Source organism: Salinarchaeum sp. IM2453 (assembly GCF_019693215.1).
Classification (GTDB): Archaea; Halobacteriota; Halobacteria; order Halobacteriales; family Salinarchaeaceae; genus IM2453.
In genome coordinates this window covers 721,182-738,225 of the sequence record NZ_CP081183.1, presented here as the reverse complement: position 1 = coordinate 738,225, position 17,044 = coordinate 721,182, and the positions used below count along the sequence as shown (strand labels likewise).

Sequence of the window (17,044 nt, the reverse complement as noted above, 5' to 3'; positions counted from 1 at the left end):
ATCTTCGATGTTTCTTGAGCGCACTGTTATATTTATAGTTTTAGTAATCTGAGATGAAGTCTGAAATTGACTCGGTAGGCTCAAATAGTTGATTCATAATAATTAGATATGGCAATTGAACTGTATCCAGAGGTACCGGACGGCTTTACGCTTCGCGAAGCGACAGAAGTTGATGCTGAGGGTATTGCAAGCGTATTTTCAGCCGCATACCCTGATGGCACTACCTATCCATATGCCAACCCGAAGAAGGCACAAAACGGCCTGCTCAACGACGATTACTTCGTGACATTTGCCGTTGAGGCTGACAATGGTGACATCGCGGCTACAGCTTCAATCCGTTTTAATTCTGTCTATACAGATAACGCTGAAATTTGTAAATTAGCTGTTAAACCAGACTATCAAGGCAATGGCCTTGCTCGAGCCCTGCTTCAACACCGGCTTGGATATTTAGAAGATATTGGCCATTCTGGGCCGATCTTTTCTGCTGCTGTGACTGAACATCCTTACTCCCAGCAGAATCTCAATTCACGTGGTCTGATGCCTGTTTCATTCCATAAGGGTCTTCAGACGCCTTTCTTCGGTGATCAACCTGAAAGCCAGGCAATTGTTCTCCACGAAAATAGCGTTTCGACGGAAGAACGTCCCTTGTATGTCCCTCAGCGATTGCGAGATGCTGTTGAATATGCGTTTGGTCATTTCTCTGATTCGTATCTCAACCGAGACGTACGGTATATCGAACTTGATGTAGACGAGCCAGAACCAACAATCGAGCGGGATCCTGAGCTTTCAGGTATGGGTGACTGGTATCATACCGCTGAGGGTCTTGAAGATGCGCTGCACAGTGAGGGAGCACATATCATGTTTGCAGCGGATATGAACTCACCTGATGCCAAATCTCTGTATGAGGTAGCATATAAGTATGGACTTACGCCAGTTGGCGTTATCCCTGACTGGTTGCATAAAGATGGTGAAAACCGTGACGCAGTCATCTTCCAGTATCTGAAAGACGATCCAGATATAGATGTTGAGTTTATTAACGGTATGAAGGTTCTACTGGATCATCTTGGCTATGAATATCAAATCACTGCAGAACACGACGACTACTGGGAACTGATTGTCTGATCCTGTTTTGCCTTGGTGACTGTCTTTCCAAACTGATACAACGACTGACAGTAGTCATCGATACTGTCTATAACTAGATGCTCAAACGGCTCATGTGAACCGTACGCTTCTGGGCCAAACACAACTCCTGGAATACCTTGCTGTGCGAAGTGTCGAAGATCGCTTGCGTGTGGCTTACTCGCAAACTTAACTTCTTGGTCAATCACTTCCTCGGCTTTCTGTATTAGCTGTTGTGCATATGGATTCTCAGGATCTGTGTCAACAGGTGCCCCTTCTCCCCGGCTTTTTACATCAATTGTACTGATCTCTCGCAACTTCATGAGAATATCATCCTTGTCCTCAAGCTTTGGAAACCGGACATCAAGAGACAGCCTTGCTTCATCTGGAAGTTGGTTGATGACTGTCCCACCTTCTATTCTCCCGTAGTTGACTGTTGTACCCCATTCCTCGTCCTTGTATTCTGCAAAGATATCGCGTATCTCTGGATACGTTTCCATGAGCTTTTCAATCGCGTTCTCTCCATTTTCGGGTGTCGCGGCGTGTGCTGATATCCCGGTTGCCGTTAGCTCAAGCTGAATGATCCCTTTCTGTCTATTGATAACATCAATATATCCGTCAAGATTGTTTGGTTCACTCGTAATGCAGAACTCTGGTTGATACCCTTCCTGTATTAACGCATTCGCCCCCTGCAGACCTCCTCGCTCTTCGTCACTCACAACCATCATCCCGATTGACGGTGGATCTTCAAGACTCTGCAGGTCCGAGAGCACGTGCATCATACTTGCCACGCCTCCTTTCATATCGGCAGATCCTCTTCCCTGCAGTTTATTCCCGTCAATCGTTGGCTCAAACAGTTGTTCGTTGCCCGGAACTACGTCTATATGCCCATGGAACATAACTGCTGGCGCCTTTGATCCATCCGGTGTTGCGACAAGTGATGGAGTCCCATCAAATCGATGGCGTTGTACATCGAGGCCTGCATCCTCGAAGAATGCAGCAACATGATCCATACAAGCGTCAATCTCTTCAGGCCGATCCTCCGTCGATTTGTATGTCATCAGTTCCGTCGTCAGGTCGACGACGCGATCTCGATACGGCATCTCCGTCATTGCCGTTGAGTTATTGCCTAATGAATATGTATCTGTTCAACTTGCCTTAATAATCGTTATTTTTCTTGGTTTCTTCCCGCTCTCTCTGTTGACTTTCAACTTAACCCGCTCTAACGGTGTTCCCCCGAGATACCTTTGTACTTCTATCTTCCAGTATCAATATGATCGATATCGATGGCAATGCTGGTGGCGGGCAACTTCTCAGGTCTGCGCTGACATGTTCTGTTCTCTCCGGAGAGGGGATACACATGCACAATATTCGTGGAAATCGGTCCACACCGGGATTACGCCCTCAGCATCTTTCCTGTGTCCGGTTAATGGCTGATATCTCCAATGCAACAGTTTCCGATGTTGAAGTTGGATCTGAAGCGCTCCGGTTTATCCCAGAAACCATTGTCCCCGGGGAATACACGATCAACATTGGCACTGCCGGAAGTGTTACATTGCTTTTTGATACTGTGTTACCACTTGCTAGCGCTATTGAGGCCCCGCTATCAATAACTGCGTCTGGTGGTACTGACGTCAAGTGGTCGCCAACAATGAGCTATTTCCGCCATGCCAAGTTGCCATTGCTTCGACAGTTTGGGGTTTATTCCACCGTCGATGTCTCTCGAAGAGGATTTTATCCCGCTGGCGGCGGAATGACTACGCTCTACGTCTTTCCTTCTACTCCGTCATCGATTTCAATTACTCAGCGAGGTGACTTTGATACTACGTCTATTTTCTCAGGGGCTTCAGAATCGCTTGCTGAGCAGTCCGTCGCTGAACGACAGGCCAAGCAACTTGTTTCGGAGTTGGATAATGATGGGATTGATGTTCACCACCGAACAGCTTTGTATTCAAATGCGGACTCTGCTGGCTCATTCTTAACGGCAGTCCTTAAGTTTGACAACACTATCTTTGGGTTTGATGCCCTTGGCGAACGAGGGACACCTGCTGAAGCAGTTGCGAATGGAGTTGCTGCTGATGTCCGTTCACTCCTTGATTCGCCAGCAACGGTCGATCAACATATGGCCGATCAACTGCTTATTTTCCTCGTTCAACATGGTGGTACAATTATTGCCCCGTCAGTCACTGATCATATCAAAACGAACAGTCAACTGTTGTCAAAATTTGGCTATTCAGTTTCCGTTGAAGAAATTGAGGATGGACACCCCCGAATAACTAGCTAAGTCATACACTGATATCTTCGCTTGGCCTATCGATCTCAATCCTCTATTTCGTTTTGTATTATTTCGTAGTCTGCTGCTTGCAACATCTCTGGCTGGTGGACTGCCTCTGTCGCTGTCTCAACAGAAACGTCTTCAATTATCTGCAGGAACCCGTCTTTAGTCGGTAAGGCAACAAGATGACAGTCGACTTCCCCTCCAGGTTGCTTGATCGCTGAGTTGATAATAAACACATGTTCCTCATCGTGTGCATTGACCAGCTGTGATTCAATCATTTTCTCTTTGGCACCGCCCTTGATTACCTCCGGTGGCGAATGCTGAATTGTTCGGCCAAGCACGTTTGCCCATCCGTCAATAAATCCTGAGATCATCATGTTTCCGATTTCTTTAATCGCCGCATGATGCTGATCTGTCAGGCTATCACTTTCAATTGCCATCGGTAGCATTGCATCTCCGACCGTCTTGGCTGAGTCTGTATCAAATAGAACTGCGACAATCCCGTTTGGAGATTCTTCTAATGTCGCCACCGCTCCAAGCCGCTCTGAGCTTCCGAGAATAGCATCGATATCTCTTGTTTGTGCAACAGTAATACGACTGATATCAACCGTTGTTCGTATATCAGTCATCTCAGTGATTTTTCTTGATGCGGTTTTTGCTCCGATCTTCGTCATCTCGTTAAACACTGAGAGTTTTTCGACGCTTAGCTCAGAAGCCTCGTCTCCGTCTACTGCTCCGACCATCGACTCAAACGACCGCTCTTCTGGAAGAATATAGATATCAAAATCAAGTTCTTGTTCTTCACACCGAAGTCGACTGGCAAATGAGAGAATTGCTTGATGTCCCGTCCATGCAGGCATTGTCTGTGGAACTACGATCTCCCAATCACCGTGGATGTATTCTGGTGGTTCTGGCTGAAGCTTCTCTTCAAAATGCTCCCCCCATGCTCCAAGTACCCCTCCTATCATGATGTTTGCTGCTTCGGTTACACCACTTTCATACATTGCTTCGTCCGTTGCCATTGACGTAGGTATCATTTCCTGTACCAATGTTTGAGCACTTTCTTCATCGAATACTAAGATCACTGACCCGCGCATTCCTCCGTCAAACCCAATCTCAACTCCATGAACCTCTGTTCCGGCAAACTCAAGTGCAAGATCAGGCAGCGGTACAATTTCTACAGCCGTAATATCAATTGTTGTTTGTGTCCCAAGTAGATCTGCTAGTGAGTTAGCAGCACTCTCTGTTCCTTCACGGGCAAGTTGATTAAATGTCTCAAGTGTCTTTACATCAAAACGCATTCTTCTTGCCTCCGTGGCTGCATCATCTGAGTAACCATCTGGTTGTTGTCTGATTGTAGGAAATGGCTATATATCGGCCTTTGGATTGGTATGAAAGTTTTCCAGTACCAGAGTCCGCCTTTTAGAGATCAATCTTGGAGGAGCTAGCAGAAGCGCGGGCTGAGTGCTTTCGGGAATTGCTCCGAGACTATTTCATAGAATAACCGAGGCGGATGCCACGGGGCTTGACCTGAGGATGTTTCCATCGGCGTTGAGGAAGTAGATCAAGCGAGTGATGAGGTAAGCCGATCAGCTGAAGAGATTTCTGCTGCAACTGAACGACAGACCGAGCGGTTCCGAGAGGTTTTAAAGGAAATGAATGATCTTTCTGCCACTATTGAAGAGATTGCTTCAACGTCTGATGAAGTAGCCTCGGTTTCTGACCGCGTTGCCAGTCGTGCTGATGATGCAAGTGACGTTGCTACTGACGCATTAGATGAAATGGAGCAGTTTGACCAACGTGCAGAGGATATCACTGCCCGTGTTGAGAAACTTGACGGCGAAATCAGCGAAATTGGAGAAATTGTCGACATCATCGATGATATTGCCGAACAAACAAATATGCTCGCGGTGAACTTACCCCGCTCTCCTCCGATCGGGCTGTGCCCTTCCTTCGTTGAGTGCGGGGCTTCCTGCCTTTTGGACAGGAGTTTCTGGTTCCACGACGGCACTTGCAAGCCCTGTCCTGCGCTGGGACAGGCTCACAGCGGTGCCAGTCTCCGCAGACGTTGATTCGGATTGTCCCAACCCTACTTGCTGGTGACGGTGAGATGGAGTCTGACCGTGGTTATGATCCCACTCTAAGCCAGCCTCATGAGTAAATTCCGTCACAATTCAGCGTTCGTCAGCAATTGACTTGAACGTTTTTGCTGTGGCTAAGTGACGGCTGTATCCCCGCCCTACTCGCTCCCGTTGATCGATCCTTGAGGACGGGAACGTAGCCTGCAAAAGTTAAATGCATCTATTGAGGCTGCTCGTACCAGCGGCGACAGTGAGGGTTTTGCTGTCGTTGCCGATGAAATCAAGAGCCTTGCAGAAGAGACCGCCGAAGCCACCAACGAGGTTGATGAACTTATCACTGGCGTTCAAGCTTCTACTGCTGAAGCAGTGGATGAAATTCGAGCTATGCGACAGGATGTCGCTACCGGCGTTGAAAATGTTGAAGAAGGACTTGACGCAATCAACGAGGTTGCAGACGGCATCCTTGACGTTGATGATGGCATTCAGGCAATTGACGATGCCACTGATGAACAAGCTACATCAAGTCAGCAGGTAGTGAACATGCTCGATGAGGCGACTGAGAGCAGTGAAGAAACAAATGCTGAGGCTGAAAGTGTTGCTGCAGCCGCAGAGGAACAAACTGCATCAGTTTCTCAAATCTCACAGGGTGCTCAGTCTCTCTCTGAACGTTCGCAAGAACTTAGCACTAAACTTGCCCAATTTAGTGTCCGTTCTGATAATAGTCCTGCTGGCTCTAACAACCGCAACGAATAATCCGCTCTCACATACAGCACGTAGTTTGATATTGGTCGTTCACGTCTTGTTTTCATCTACCTCGATAATTGTATAATCGACGTTTTCCGCATCAAGAATTGACTTTGTGATCTCGATCCCCTCATCGACATCGAGATTTACAAACTGCATATGTTTCCGTGGATACATTCGCCAGTACAGCTCAGTGTGTGGCCGTAACAACGTACCTGAGTCTCTCTCAAAGCCTCGCACGTGATACTGATACCATTCGTACCTGTCTCGCTTAAAGAGTCCTCTAACCATATTCAGATTTTCTCCATAGTAATAGTATGAGGCATAGTCGCCTTTCATCAGACCTTGTTTGAGAAAAAGTCGCTGTAACTGATCAGGTGATTTATTCTCAACGATCATATGATTGACTCTCTCAGGTTGCCTTGCAAATACATACCGGCGGAATAGGTATGTTATCTGAAACAGTGCCTGCCACGGCAGTCGCCGAAGAATTTCACTGATTGGCATTTTGTTGACCCATGTACTGTCAAAATATTAAATATTTAGCCGTATGGAATATCTTCTTTCTCCGAAAGAACACGACCTGAGACGAAACTACGCGATATTGACCGTGGCAGGGTACATTTTATACTGCACTTATCGAATAAAACGGAATGCCGCCTCCCGGATTTGAACCGGGGACAGCGCGATCTTCAGTCGCGTGCTCTCCCAGTCTGAGCTAAGGCGGCTCTATCAATCAATCAAGTAATCGTAGTAAAAAGAATTTCGAAAGCACCTCCTGCTTGGTATGTTTCTTGATCACACTGCTCTTCGGTCTCGCTTTTCTCAACCAGCGTCTCTCGAACGCAATCCGATAATTTAAAGGGATCGGCTAGCGCCTAAGGAGATACATGCTGGTGATTGACACTGTGTGGATCGCTTCTCTCGGAGTTGCGGCTGTGTTGGCTGTTATCACCCTTGCAGTTATCTTCCGATATCGCAGGGTGAGTTCCCGAAAAGGAGAGGTTCAGTTTGACTACGGTGAGTCAACGGCTTCGAAGATGGCCGTTGAAAACGAAAATGACGAGGAAGACGAATCTGACAAGGACCTTCGAGAGCGCCTTACGGATAATCTCTATACATACCGTGATCGTCGGTGAGTAGGTTAACTCAATTGTCCTTTCTTTGCTTGTATCAACGGTCGAGGTAGCGATTACCGGATTGATCTCTGAACTGTGTTTTTGAGCGACTTAGTCGTTTGAGCACCGCTCCACGCGCACGCGCACGCGGGCACATATGAACGCTTATAGGGGCGGCTAGTCTACTATATAGCGTATTTTATGAGTGGTGATGAAACGGAGTACGGTGCCGGACAGATCGATGTTTTGGAGGGGCTTGAAGCTGTTCGGGAACGCCCGGCGATGTATATTGGTTCCACTGATGAACGTGGACTCCACCATCTCGTCTATGAGGTTCTTGATAATGCAATTGATGAAGCGCTTGCTGGACACTGTGAATCTGTTGACGTGACGATTCATGAAGATAACTCAGTATCAATTGCTGACGATGGACGAGGGATTCCGGTCGATATGCATGAAGAGCATGATCGCCCGGCTGTTGAGGTTATTATGACAGTTCTCCATGCAGGGGGAAAATTCGACAGTAAATCCTATCAGGTATCTGGTGGACTCCATGGTGTTGGCGTTTCCGTAGTGAATGCACTTTCAAAATGGCTTGAAGTTGAGGTGAAGCGTGATGGCGCTGTCTGGCGGCAGCGATTCGACCGTGGAACCCCAGAATATGAGCTTGAGCGAGTACGGGATCTTGAACCGAATGAGGATACTGGCACGAAAATTCGATTTTGGCCAGACGACTCAATTTTTGAAACAACTGACTTTGCATATTCAACCTTAGAAAATCGACTACGTGAACTTGCGTTTCTTAACTCTGGTGTCGAAATTTCGCTCATTGATGAGCGAGATGATACTCAGCAGACATTCATGTATGAAGGAGGCATCCGAGAGTATGTTGAGTATCTCAATGAAACCCGAGATGTGCTCCATGATGAAGTCGTGTACTTCTCCGATTCAGCACCAGCAGAAAATGCTGATGGGGATGTAGCTGTTGAAATTGCCCTACAGGCAACAGAGGATGTTCAAGGTTCGATTCACGCGTTTGCAAATAACATCAATACTCGTGAGGGTGGCACCCACCTGACAGGGTTCAAAACCGCACTGACGCGATGCGTTAACGACTATGCGAAATCGAACAACCTTCTTGGAGACATTGATAGCCTAAAAGGTGAAGATATCCGTGAAGGAATGGCAGCCGTTATCTCGGTCCGTCATCCTGATCCACAGTTTGAGGGACAAACAAAGACCAAACTTGGTAACTCTGGCGTCCGAGGCATTGTCGAAAGTGCAACTCATAGTGGGCTTTCAACGTATTTTGAGGAGCATCCATCAACTGCAAAGGCTATCGTTTCGAAAGCTGTCGAAGCAGCAAAGGCCCGTAAAGCTGCGCAGAAAGCTGAAGAGCTTACTCGTCGAAAGAGTGCTCTGGAGTCGACAGCGTTGCCAGGTAAACTGACTGACTGCCAAACTCGTGAGCCATCTGAAGCAGAGCTATATGTCGTTGAGGGTGACAGTGCTGGTGGCAGCGCAAAACAGGCTCGTAACCCAGAATTCCAGGCTGTACTCCCACTCAAGGGGAAAATCCTCAATGTTGAAAAACACCGGCTTGATCGTATTCTTGAGAACAATGAAATTCGATCACTGATTACCGCCCTTGGTACGGGAATTGGTGATGAATTCGATATCGATGATGCACGCTACCAGAAGCTCATTATCATGAGTGTCGATGGTGATGAGCATGGATTCATTCGAACTCCGGACGGTACGGTTCGGTTTATCACCATTGGTGACTTCATCGATTCAGTGATCGATACTGACGGGGATGGCTATGAGGACTATGAGGTGTTATGCTTTGATCGAGACACCCATGAAACACAGTTTAAACCAATTGATCAAGTCATTCGTCACGAAATCTCTGAGCCGCTATATCAAATTGAGACGGAATATGGCCGGAGCCTCAAGGTAACTGCATCACACAGTGTCTTTGTATACCGTGATGGAGAGGTTGTTCTTGAAACAGGCGACGCGATTACGACTGATGATCAGGTTGTTGCACCTCGTCAGCTCCCACTTCCGTCCTCAGCAGCACCTGGGTCGATTGATCTTCTTGACTGGTTTGGTTCAGATGCACAGATTTCTGTCCGTCTCCCAGACAACGAGTCAACAACGAACACCTCCGTAACACCAGTCGCTGATGGCGGAACTGTACCTGTCTCAGACCTTACTCCCGCACAGCAGGATGCTCTGCCGTCAGATACAATCTCACTTGAATACGATAACACATTCTCGACGGTTCCTCGCTCGATCTCTGTCACTGACGAGTTTGCTGAACTGCTCGGTGTTATCGCTGGAGGATCGGTTACTATTGCAAATACTGTTGATATTTACCTTCCAGCTGACGCCGTGAGTGATGTTGATCAATATATCGATGTTATCGAGTCAACATTCAACACATCGGTGACAAAGAAAACACAGACAACAGACACTGTGATCCAGATTGATGATCTTGTTGTTGGTCGTTTGCTTGCTCAATTCTTCTCCGAAACTGGTGACCTCTCAGGTGAACTTTCTACTGTTCCAGACCTAATCTATAACACAACGACGGAACAACAGAAAGCATTCGTACGAGGGCTCTCTGCTGTCTGTGGCAATCTTACTGACAGCACTGCCGTTTGGTCTACATCGTCTCGAGACTTGGCTAGTGGCCTGATGTATCTACTATCTGGTATTGGCGTCTTTGCTGATCGTTCGACACGTACATCTGATAATAGTAACACAGTTCATCAGATCTGTGTTAGTCTTTCAGAACCACATACAACGTTCGATGCCGCACTCGACCAATTGTTTGCCACACCATCAGTGAGTGCTGGTCAATCGATAACCACTGTCTCAGATGATCTAGTTGCACTTGATGTTACATCTGTTTCGGAAGTTGAGCCGACAAGCGAATATGTCTATGATTTCTCTGTGGCTGATGACGAGAACTTCGTTGCCGGTGTTGGCGGCCTTTGCGCTCACAATACAGACGCAGACGTTGACGGAGCCCACATTCGAACACTGCTGCTTACACTCCTTTATCGACACATGAAACCACTTATCGAGTCCGGATACGTGTATGCTGCACGACCACCTCTTTATCGGGTTCGACACAATGGCGAAACATACGATGTGATGACCGAAGCTGAGCGTGATCGTATTGTCGATGAAGTCTGCGACGGCTCACCAGATCAAGTACAGCGATTCAAAGGTCTCGGTGAAATGAATCCACAGCAGCTTTGGGAAACAACAATGAATCCCGAAAATCGACACCTCAAGCGAATCACCGTCGAGGATGCGGCAGCTGCTGACCGAATGTTCTCGATTTTGATGGGTGATGCTGTAGAGCCACGTAAGGAGTTTATCGAAGAACATGCACCTGAAGCAGATTGGGTGGACATCTAACTATGAGTTCAGAAATTTCAGATCAACCTGACATCGAAGCTGCCGATATTGAAGCTGTCCGGATCGAAGAGGAGATGGAGCAAAGCTATATCGACTATGCGATGAGTGTTATTGCTGGTCGTGCACTTCCAGATGTCCGCGATGGTCTCAAACCTGTCCATCGACGCATCCTATATGCGATGCATGAAATGGGTGTCAAATCAACATCAGGACATCGGAAGTCCTCCTCAATTGTTGGCGAAACGATGGGTAATTACCACCCACACGGCGACTCGTCGATTTATGACACCCTTGTTCGAATGGCCCAGGACTTTGCGATGCGATATCCGCTCGTTGATGGCCAGGGTAACTTTGGATCAATGGATGATGATCCGGCAGCCGCAATGCGATATACCGAAGCTCGCATGGCTTCGATTGCTGAGGAGATGCTTGACGACATCGATAAAGACACCGTTGACTTTTCATCTAACTATGATGATCGGCTCACTGAACCCGATGTCCTACCGGCTGCGTTTCCGAATTTGCTTGTTAACGGTGCATCAGGGATTGCGGTTGGCATGTCAACCAAAATCCCTCCACACAATCTCGGCGAAATAATTGATGCTACAATTCATCTAATTGATAATCCTGAGGCTTCTGTGCCTGATCTGATGGAATACGTCAAGGGGCCTGACTTCCCCACAGGAGCGACTATTGTTGGTCGAGATAGTATCCACAAGGCATACGCTGAAGGCCGTGGTCGTCTCCGTGTTAGAGCAGATTATGAGATTGAGCGATCTGATCGCGGTAGTGATAAAATCATTATCACGGAGATTCCATACCAGAAAAACAAAGCTCGTCTTGTTGAGCGCATTGCAGATGATATCAAATCTGGTGATATTGAAGGAATCTCTGACCTTCGAGACGAATCTGACCGAGACGGTGTTCGGATTGTCGTCGAGTGCAAGCGTGGTGCCAACGTCGATATTGTCGAAAACCAACTGCTTGATAACCATCTTGAATCCACGTTCGGCGTTATTCTCCTTGCTCTCGTTGACGGTCAACCACAGGTCCTGTCGCTGAAGGAGGCGCTCGAAGAGTACATCGCTCATCGTAAAGAAGTCGTCCGGCGTCGGAGTGAATATGAACTTGATGAAGCTACCCACCGTTCCCATATCCTTGAAGGTCGCCTTCAGGCTGTCCAGAATGCGGATGATATTGTCGAGTTGATTCGATCAGCTGAGGACCGATCAGATGCAAAAGATGCACTGCGGGAAACCTTTGATTTCTCTACTGATCAGGCTGATCACATTGTCCGGATGCAGCTTGGTAGTCTGACATCGATGGAAGCAGACGAAATCCGTGATGAGTATGAAAGCGTTCAGCAAGACATCAAGCGGCTTAGCGCAATCCTTGAGGATGAAACAGAACTCAACGCCGTCGTCAAACAGGAACTCCGTGAAACAAAATCTGAGTACGGTGATGAACGACGGACAAATATTATTGATGACCACCGAGACGTAACACATGAAGACCTTATTCCCGAAGAGCAGTCCGTTATTGTGTTAACTGAATCTGGATATGTCAAACGGATGTCTGTTGACCAGTTTGATGATCAGCGCCGTGGTGGAAAAGGAATCATCGGTGCTGATGTCAAAGAAGACGATCGTGTTGCCCGCGTTCTCTGTGCTAGCACGCATGACCGATTACTATGGTTTACTGACAAGGGGACCGTTTATTCTACAAAAGGGTATGAGGTCCCTGAAATGGGCCGTACAGCCCGAGGAACTGCTGCAGTAAATGTTCTCAACTTGGACGAAGACGAGTCACCTGTTGCGGTCGTTAATGCCTCTGATGTCGACGACGAGTATCTTGTCACTATTACTAAACAGGGGTATATCAAGCGCACACATGTTGATGAATACGAGAATATCCTCTCAACCGGCATTATAGCTGCTGACATTGAAAACGAAGATGTACTCCAAGATGTCACCACAACAGACGGAGACGATGATCTTCTGATCAGCTCCCGAAATGGAATGGCGATTCGCTTCTCTGAATCTGATGTCCGATCTATGGGTCGATCTGCACGTGGTGTCAAAGGGATCAATCTTGGAGAGGCTGATACCGCTGTTTGTGTTAGCTCAATCTCTGATCCCGACTCAACAACACTTCTGACTGTTACCGAAAATGGATACGGGAAACGGACCCCTCTCTCTGAGTATCGGCCTCAGTCCCGGTACGGCAAGGGTGTCGTTGATATCAAAACCTCTGGGCGAAACGGTCCCGTTGCAGCCGTTCGTCCTGTTGAAGACGATGATCATCTGTTTGTTTACAGTGCTTCCGGTCAGATTATGCGGACGAGAGCTGCTGACATCTCTCGTGTTGGGCGAAATACGAAAGGAGTGATTGTGATGGAACTTGAATCCGGAGACTCCGTTGCTGCTATTGGAACTCTCTGTTCGGATAGTTGCTCAACAGAGTAACCAACTTTGTCTGCGTTTCTAAATTCTCTGTTTGAAAACGCTATATCGGGGATTTTTTATTGTACATCCTGTCTACCTTGAATATAATGAGTCAAAACGCTGATCAGGGCACCTTTGGTTCATACGGTGGCCGTCACGTCCCCGAAATGCTTCAGGAACCACTTGCGAAAATTGCTGAAACGTTTGAGACAGTTGGCTTATCTGATGAATTTCAGTCTGAGTTTCGAGAAACTCTTAAAGACTTTGCTGGACGGCCGACGTCATTGTACAGGCGGTACAAGGCGACTGCCCCGGGGTTGAAGCCGACAGCTTTATACTGAATCAAAAAGTATAATACAGTATGAGTCAGATGGAATGTTACCCGAAGATACGACAGCGCGGTGTCGTTACAATCCCAGAAGAAGTCCGAGACGGGCTTAATCTCGAAGAAGGCGACCAACTGAAACTTACCGTCGAAAAACTCGACTGAACCAAAACTCGACCGTCCAACGATGAAACACACGCTTCGCTTCCGTGCGTATCTGCCCGATGACGTAGCAAGCGAAGCGTGGCGGCACATCGACATCCTCCGGCAGATTCGCAATCACGCTGTCCGAGACTACTACAACGCAGACTACAACGACAGGCCATCTGACTACGACCAACACAGCAAACTCAAAAACTGGACAGACCAGTGGCCCACCTTTGCAGAACCCTCTCAACACGCCGCACAACAAACCATTAGTCAGATTCACAGTGACCTAAAGACGCTCCAAGAACGCCGAAACGAAGGCTACGATGTTGGGCGGTTGCGCTGGCAAGGAGCGGGCGAATTTCGGTCGGTGTCGTACAATCAGTCTAGTCGCTTCAACGTGGATCACAACACGGGCGACGACCGATTCGTACAACTTCGACTCGAAAAAATTGGCTGGTTCAAAATTCGAGCAGACCGCGACGTCCCACCAGCAGACGAGATTGATGAGGTCATACTCAAGAAAGAAACAACCGGTGAATGGTACGTCTCGCTCGTCACCACTGTCGAAGACACCCCCGAGAAGCCGCCACTCAGTGAGATTGAACCGGAAGACTGCGTGGGCATTGACCTTGGTATCACCAGCTACATCCACACTTCGGAGAACCTGTCCGTTGATACACTCGACCTGTCCGATGAGTACGACCGTTACGCCCGCGAACAGCGGAAACTCGCCCGAAAAGAACACGGTTCCGCTAACTGGGAGAACCAGCGTCGGAAGGTGGCCCGAGCGAAACGAACAATCAAGCGGAAGGTGCGAGACTACCAGCATAAGCTCACGACGTGGTTGGTTACAGAGTACGATGTCGTGGCCGTCGAAGACTTGGATGTGAAACCAATGCTGGAAACCAGCCAGAACGCCAAGAACAAGCAAGATGCTGCATGGTCGCGGTTTCTTGAACTACTGGAATATAAGGCTGAGCTACACGGCACACACGTTCAAAAGGTGAAGCCGGAAGGCACGACAAAAGAGTGCGCTGTGTGTTGTGTTGAGACGGATAAGCCACTCTGGGTGCGGGAACACTCGTGTCCAGCGTGCGGTCATACGGAAGACCGCGACCTCAACGCGGCGAAGAATATTCTCTACAGAGGACTCAAGCAGTTAGGGCTGGGACAGTCCGAATCCACGCCTGTGGAGACTGCGCTCCCTACGCTCACGCCTCAACGAGAGGCTGTGAGTGCAAAGCGCGTCGTTGAAGCAGGAAGCCCCGGGGCTTGACCCCGGAGTGAGTTCACTACGCCGATAACCTCTCGGACGAGCTTGGGGCAGACATCTATCTTAAGCGAGAGGATCTGCTACATGGCGGTGCTCACAAGATCAATAACGCTGTTGGCCAGGCTCTGTTAGCAAAAAAAGCAGGCAAAGATCGACTCATTGCTGAAACCGGCGCTGGACAGCATGGCGTTGCCACTGCGATGGCCGGAGCAGCGCTTGATATTCCAACTGAAATTTACATGGGAAAGAAGGATGTTGAGCGTCAGAAAATGAATGTCCGACGCATGCGTCTGATGGGTGCAACAGTTACTGAAGTCACACGTGGTGATGCAGGATTAGCCGAAGCCGTTGATGTTGCACTCGAGGATATGGCAGAAAATATTGAGGACACTCATTATCTGGTTGGTTCTGTTGTTGGTCCAGATCCATTCCCGCGGATGGTCCGTGAATTCCAGTCTGTTATTGGAAAAGAAGCCCGAGAACAAATTCAGGAGAAGACTGGTGAGCTTCCAGATGCCTGTGTAGCCTGTGTTGGCGGTGGGTCCAATTCGATCGGGTTGTTCCATGCCTTCCGTGATGATGATGTTGCATTCTACGGGGCAGAAGGCGCAGGAAAGGGCCCTGACAGCAACAAACATGCCGCTCCACTTAGTGACGGTGAAGAGGCAGAACTACATGGCATGAAAACACGAGTCATTGATGACGATACTGAAGTTCACTCCGTTTCTGCTGGTCTTGACTACCCGGGTGTCGGTCCTGAGCATGCGATGTTCCACGATACTGGACGCTGTGATTATATTGGCGTCACCGATGAGGAAGCCCTCGAAGGATTCCAGCTCATGAGCGAATCTGAAGGAATTATTCCAGCACTCGAGACCAGTCACGCGATTGCTCTAACCCGTGATATTGCAGACAAACACGATACGATCATCGTCAATCTCAGTGGCCGCGGTGACAAGGACATGGACCAGGCAACTGAACACTTTGACTTTGAGTGACGACGCCTACTGATCAGAGAATTGATTTATCAAATACACTTGCGGTCAGTTCACACGCCAATTCTGCCGTTGCATTTTTCTGGTCAAGAATCGGGTTTACTTCAACAATGTCCATTGATTGAGGCAATTGATTGTCTGCGATTATCTCCATCGCTACGTGTGCCTCTCGGTAGCTTAGTCCCCCTCGCTCAGGAGTACCGACACCAGGCGCAATATTCGGATCGAGTACGTCCAAGTCCAAACTGAGATGAATCCCTTCTGTTCCCTCTGTTACAATATCTATTGCATCCTCCATGACTGCGTGGATCCCCCGTTTGTCAATCTCAGAGATTGTAAATACACTCACCGGACTCTCATTCAATAACTCCCGTTCTCCCTGATCGAGACTTCGCGTCCCAACCAGTGCTATATTTTCTGGGTGTAAATGCTGAGCCGTTGTCCATGGAATGTCTGCAAACATTCCCTTGTCTAGGGCAGCGGCAAGTGCCATCCCGTGGACATTTCCAGAGGGCGTTGTTTCTGGGGTGTTAAAATCACCATGCGCATCTATCCACAACACCCCAAGTGTATCATTGCGCGTTGTTCCAGCCAATGATCCAATTGCAAGAGAGTGGTCGCCGCCAAGTGCAATGGGTCGATTTCCATTCTCCTTGATCGTTGCAACTCGATCAGCAAGTGCGATATTGACATCACGGATCTGATCAAAAAACTTCAACTTATCATCTACCGGCGGTTGATCCGATGATGGATGCGGATGTGATATCCCTAAATCGCCATCGTCCGAGCACGCGATGCCTGCCTCTTTTAGTGTCTTCTTGATACCTGCATACCGAATCGCAGAAGGGCCCATATCAACTCCCCGTCGGTTTGCTCCATAGTCTGTTGGCACTCCGAGTAACTGCACTTGGCTCATACTATCTTTTTTTCATATGATTCCCCCGCTATTGATTTCCTCGGTTTGTAATATTTCGATCACCTTGTCTGAGTTCATCTGGAGAGGCCAGAAATAACAATATTCCCACCTTTTTTCAAATCTTTCCCGACAAATGTCTGCAAAAGTTAAGTCTTCCAACGAGTAA

General features: G+C 48.1%; 13 protein-coding genes, 1 tRNA gene and 4 pseudogenes. 13 read left to right on the top strand and 5 right to left on the bottom strand.

The features are described 5' to 3' along the window. Positions 1-108: 108 nt before the first annotated feature. Entirely contained in the window at positions 109-1,122 is a 1,014-nt protein-coding gene (locus K0C01_RS03465; RefSeq protein WP_221170654.1) for a GNAT family N-acetyltransferase, read from the top strand. Here the strand turns inward: K0C01_RS03465 and K0C01_RS03460 are convergent. Continuing rightward, complete coding sequence (locus K0C01_RS03460) at positions 1,101-2,231, bottom strand: M20 family metallopeptidase (protein WP_221170653.1); 1,131 nt, start codon at positions 2,229-2,231, stop codon at positions 1,101-1,103. The genes K0C01_RS03465 and K0C01_RS03460 overlap by 22 nt on opposite strands. A 161-nt stretch (positions 2,232-2,392) precedes the next feature. Between K0C01_RS03460 and rtcA the strand changes: the two genes are divergently transcribed. Next, positions 2,393-3,403 carry an RNA 3'-terminal phosphate cyclase gene (gene rtcA, locus K0C01_RS03455; protein WP_221170652.1) on the top strand — a complete coding sequence of 337 codons (1,011 nt, stop codon included), beginning with the start codon at positions 2,393-2,395 and terminating at the stop codon, positions 3,401-3,403. Between the two features lie 35 nt (positions 3,404-3,438). On the opposite strand, the gene K0C01_RS03450 is transcribed toward rtcA, so the two are convergent. After that, positions 3,439-4,698 carry a chemotaxis protein CheC gene (locus K0C01_RS03450; protein ID WP_221170651.1) on the bottom strand — a complete coding sequence of 420 codons (1,260 nt, stop codon included), beginning with the start codon at positions 4,696-4,698 and terminating at the stop codon, positions 3,439-3,441. 354 nt (positions 4,699-5,052) lie between these two features. Between K0C01_RS03450 and K0C01_RS03445 the strand changes: the two genes are divergently transcribed. Both K0C01_RS03445 and K0C01_RS03440 read left to right on the top strand, forming a co-directional pair. Further along, positions 5,053-5,469 (top strand): methyl-accepting chemotaxis protein, encoded by a 417-nt coding sequence (locus K0C01_RS03445; protein ID WP_255568375.1) that lies wholly within the window; start codon positions 5,053-5,055, stop codon positions 5,467-5,469. Between the two features lie 210 nt (positions 5,470-5,679). After that, a complete protein-coding gene (locus K0C01_RS03440) occupies positions 5,680-6,231 on the top strand; it encodes a methyl-accepting chemotaxis protein (protein WP_221171184.1) in 552 nt (183 codons plus the stop codon). Positions 6,232-6,270: 39 nt separating this feature from the next. Here the strand turns inward: K0C01_RS03440 and K0C01_RS03435 are convergent, their stop codons facing one another. Then, a complete protein-coding gene (locus K0C01_RS03435; RefSeq protein ID WP_221170650.1) occupies positions 6,271-6,729 on the bottom strand; it encodes a hypothetical protein in 459 nt (152 codons plus the stop codon). 147 nt (positions 6,730-6,876) lie between these two features. Continuing rightward, a tRNA-Phe gene (locus K0C01_RS03430) sits at positions 6,877-6,950 on the bottom strand. A 162-nt stretch (positions 6,951-7,112) separates the two neighbouring features. Between K0C01_RS03430 and K0C01_RS03425 the strand changes: the two genes are divergently transcribed. From K0C01_RS03425 to trpB, 9 genes and pseudogenes are all read left to right on the top strand, one after another. Then, positions 7,113-7,361 (top strand): hypothetical protein, encoded by a 249-nt coding sequence (locus K0C01_RS03425; RefSeq protein ID WP_221170649.1) that lies wholly within the window; start codon positions 7,113-7,115, stop codon positions 7,359-7,361. A gap of 180 nt (positions 7,362-7,541) precedes the next feature. After that, positions 7,542-9,089: pseudogene (locus tag K0C01_RS13040) on the top strand (DNA gyrase subunit B); the annotation flags it as partial. After that, positions 9,081-10,349 (top strand): annotated as a pseudogene (locus K0C01_RS13035) (hypothetical protein); the annotation flags it as partial. The pseudogenes K0C01_RS13040 and K0C01_RS13035, both read left to right, overlap by 9 nt. A 6-nt stretch (positions 10,350-10,355) precedes the next feature. Further along, positions 10,356-10,775 (top strand): annotated as a pseudogene (locus K0C01_RS13030) (DNA topoisomerase IV subunit B); the annotation flags it as partial. Between the two features lie 2 nt (positions 10,776-10,777). After that, positions 10,778-13,240 carry a DNA gyrase subunit A gene (gyrA, locus tag K0C01_RS03415; protein ID WP_221170647.1) on the top strand — a complete coding sequence of 821 codons (2,463 nt, stop codon included), beginning with the start codon at positions 10,778-10,780 and terminating at the stop codon, positions 13,238-13,240. A gap of 86 nt (positions 13,241-13,326) precedes the next feature. Then, positions 13,327-13,560, top strand: coding sequence for a hypothetical protein (locus K0C01_RS03410; RefSeq protein WP_221170646.1), 234 nt, complete (start codon positions 13,327-13,329; stop codon positions 13,558-13,560). Positions 13,561-13,580: 20 nt separating this feature from the next. Then, positions 13,581-13,709, top strand: coding sequence for an AbrB/MazE/SpoVT family DNA-binding domain-containing protein (locus tag K0C01_RS03405; RefSeq protein ID WP_221169607.1), 129 nt, complete (start codon positions 13,581-13,583; stop codon positions 13,707-13,709). A gap of 22 nt (positions 13,710-13,731) precedes the next feature. Then, on the top strand, positions 13,732-14,970 hold the full coding sequence (locus tag K0C01_RS03400) for an RNA-guided endonuclease InsQ/TnpB family protein (protein WP_221170645.1): 1,239 nt from the start codon (positions 13,732-13,734) through the stop codon (positions 14,968-14,970). 11 nt (positions 14,971-14,981) lie between these two features. Next, positions 14,982-15,965, top strand: a pseudogene (gene trpB / locus K0C01_RS03395) (tryptophan synthase subunit beta); the annotation flags it as partial. Positions 15,966-15,978: 13 nt separating this feature from the next. On the opposite strand, the gene rocF reads toward trpB, so the two are convergent. Next, positions 15,979-16,878: an arginase gene (rocF, locus tag K0C01_RS03390; RefSeq protein ID WP_221170644.1), complete on the bottom strand. Its 900-nt coding sequence runs from the start codon at positions 16,876-16,878 to the stop codon at positions 15,979-15,981. Between the last annotated feature and the right edge of the window lie 166 nt (positions 16,879-17,044).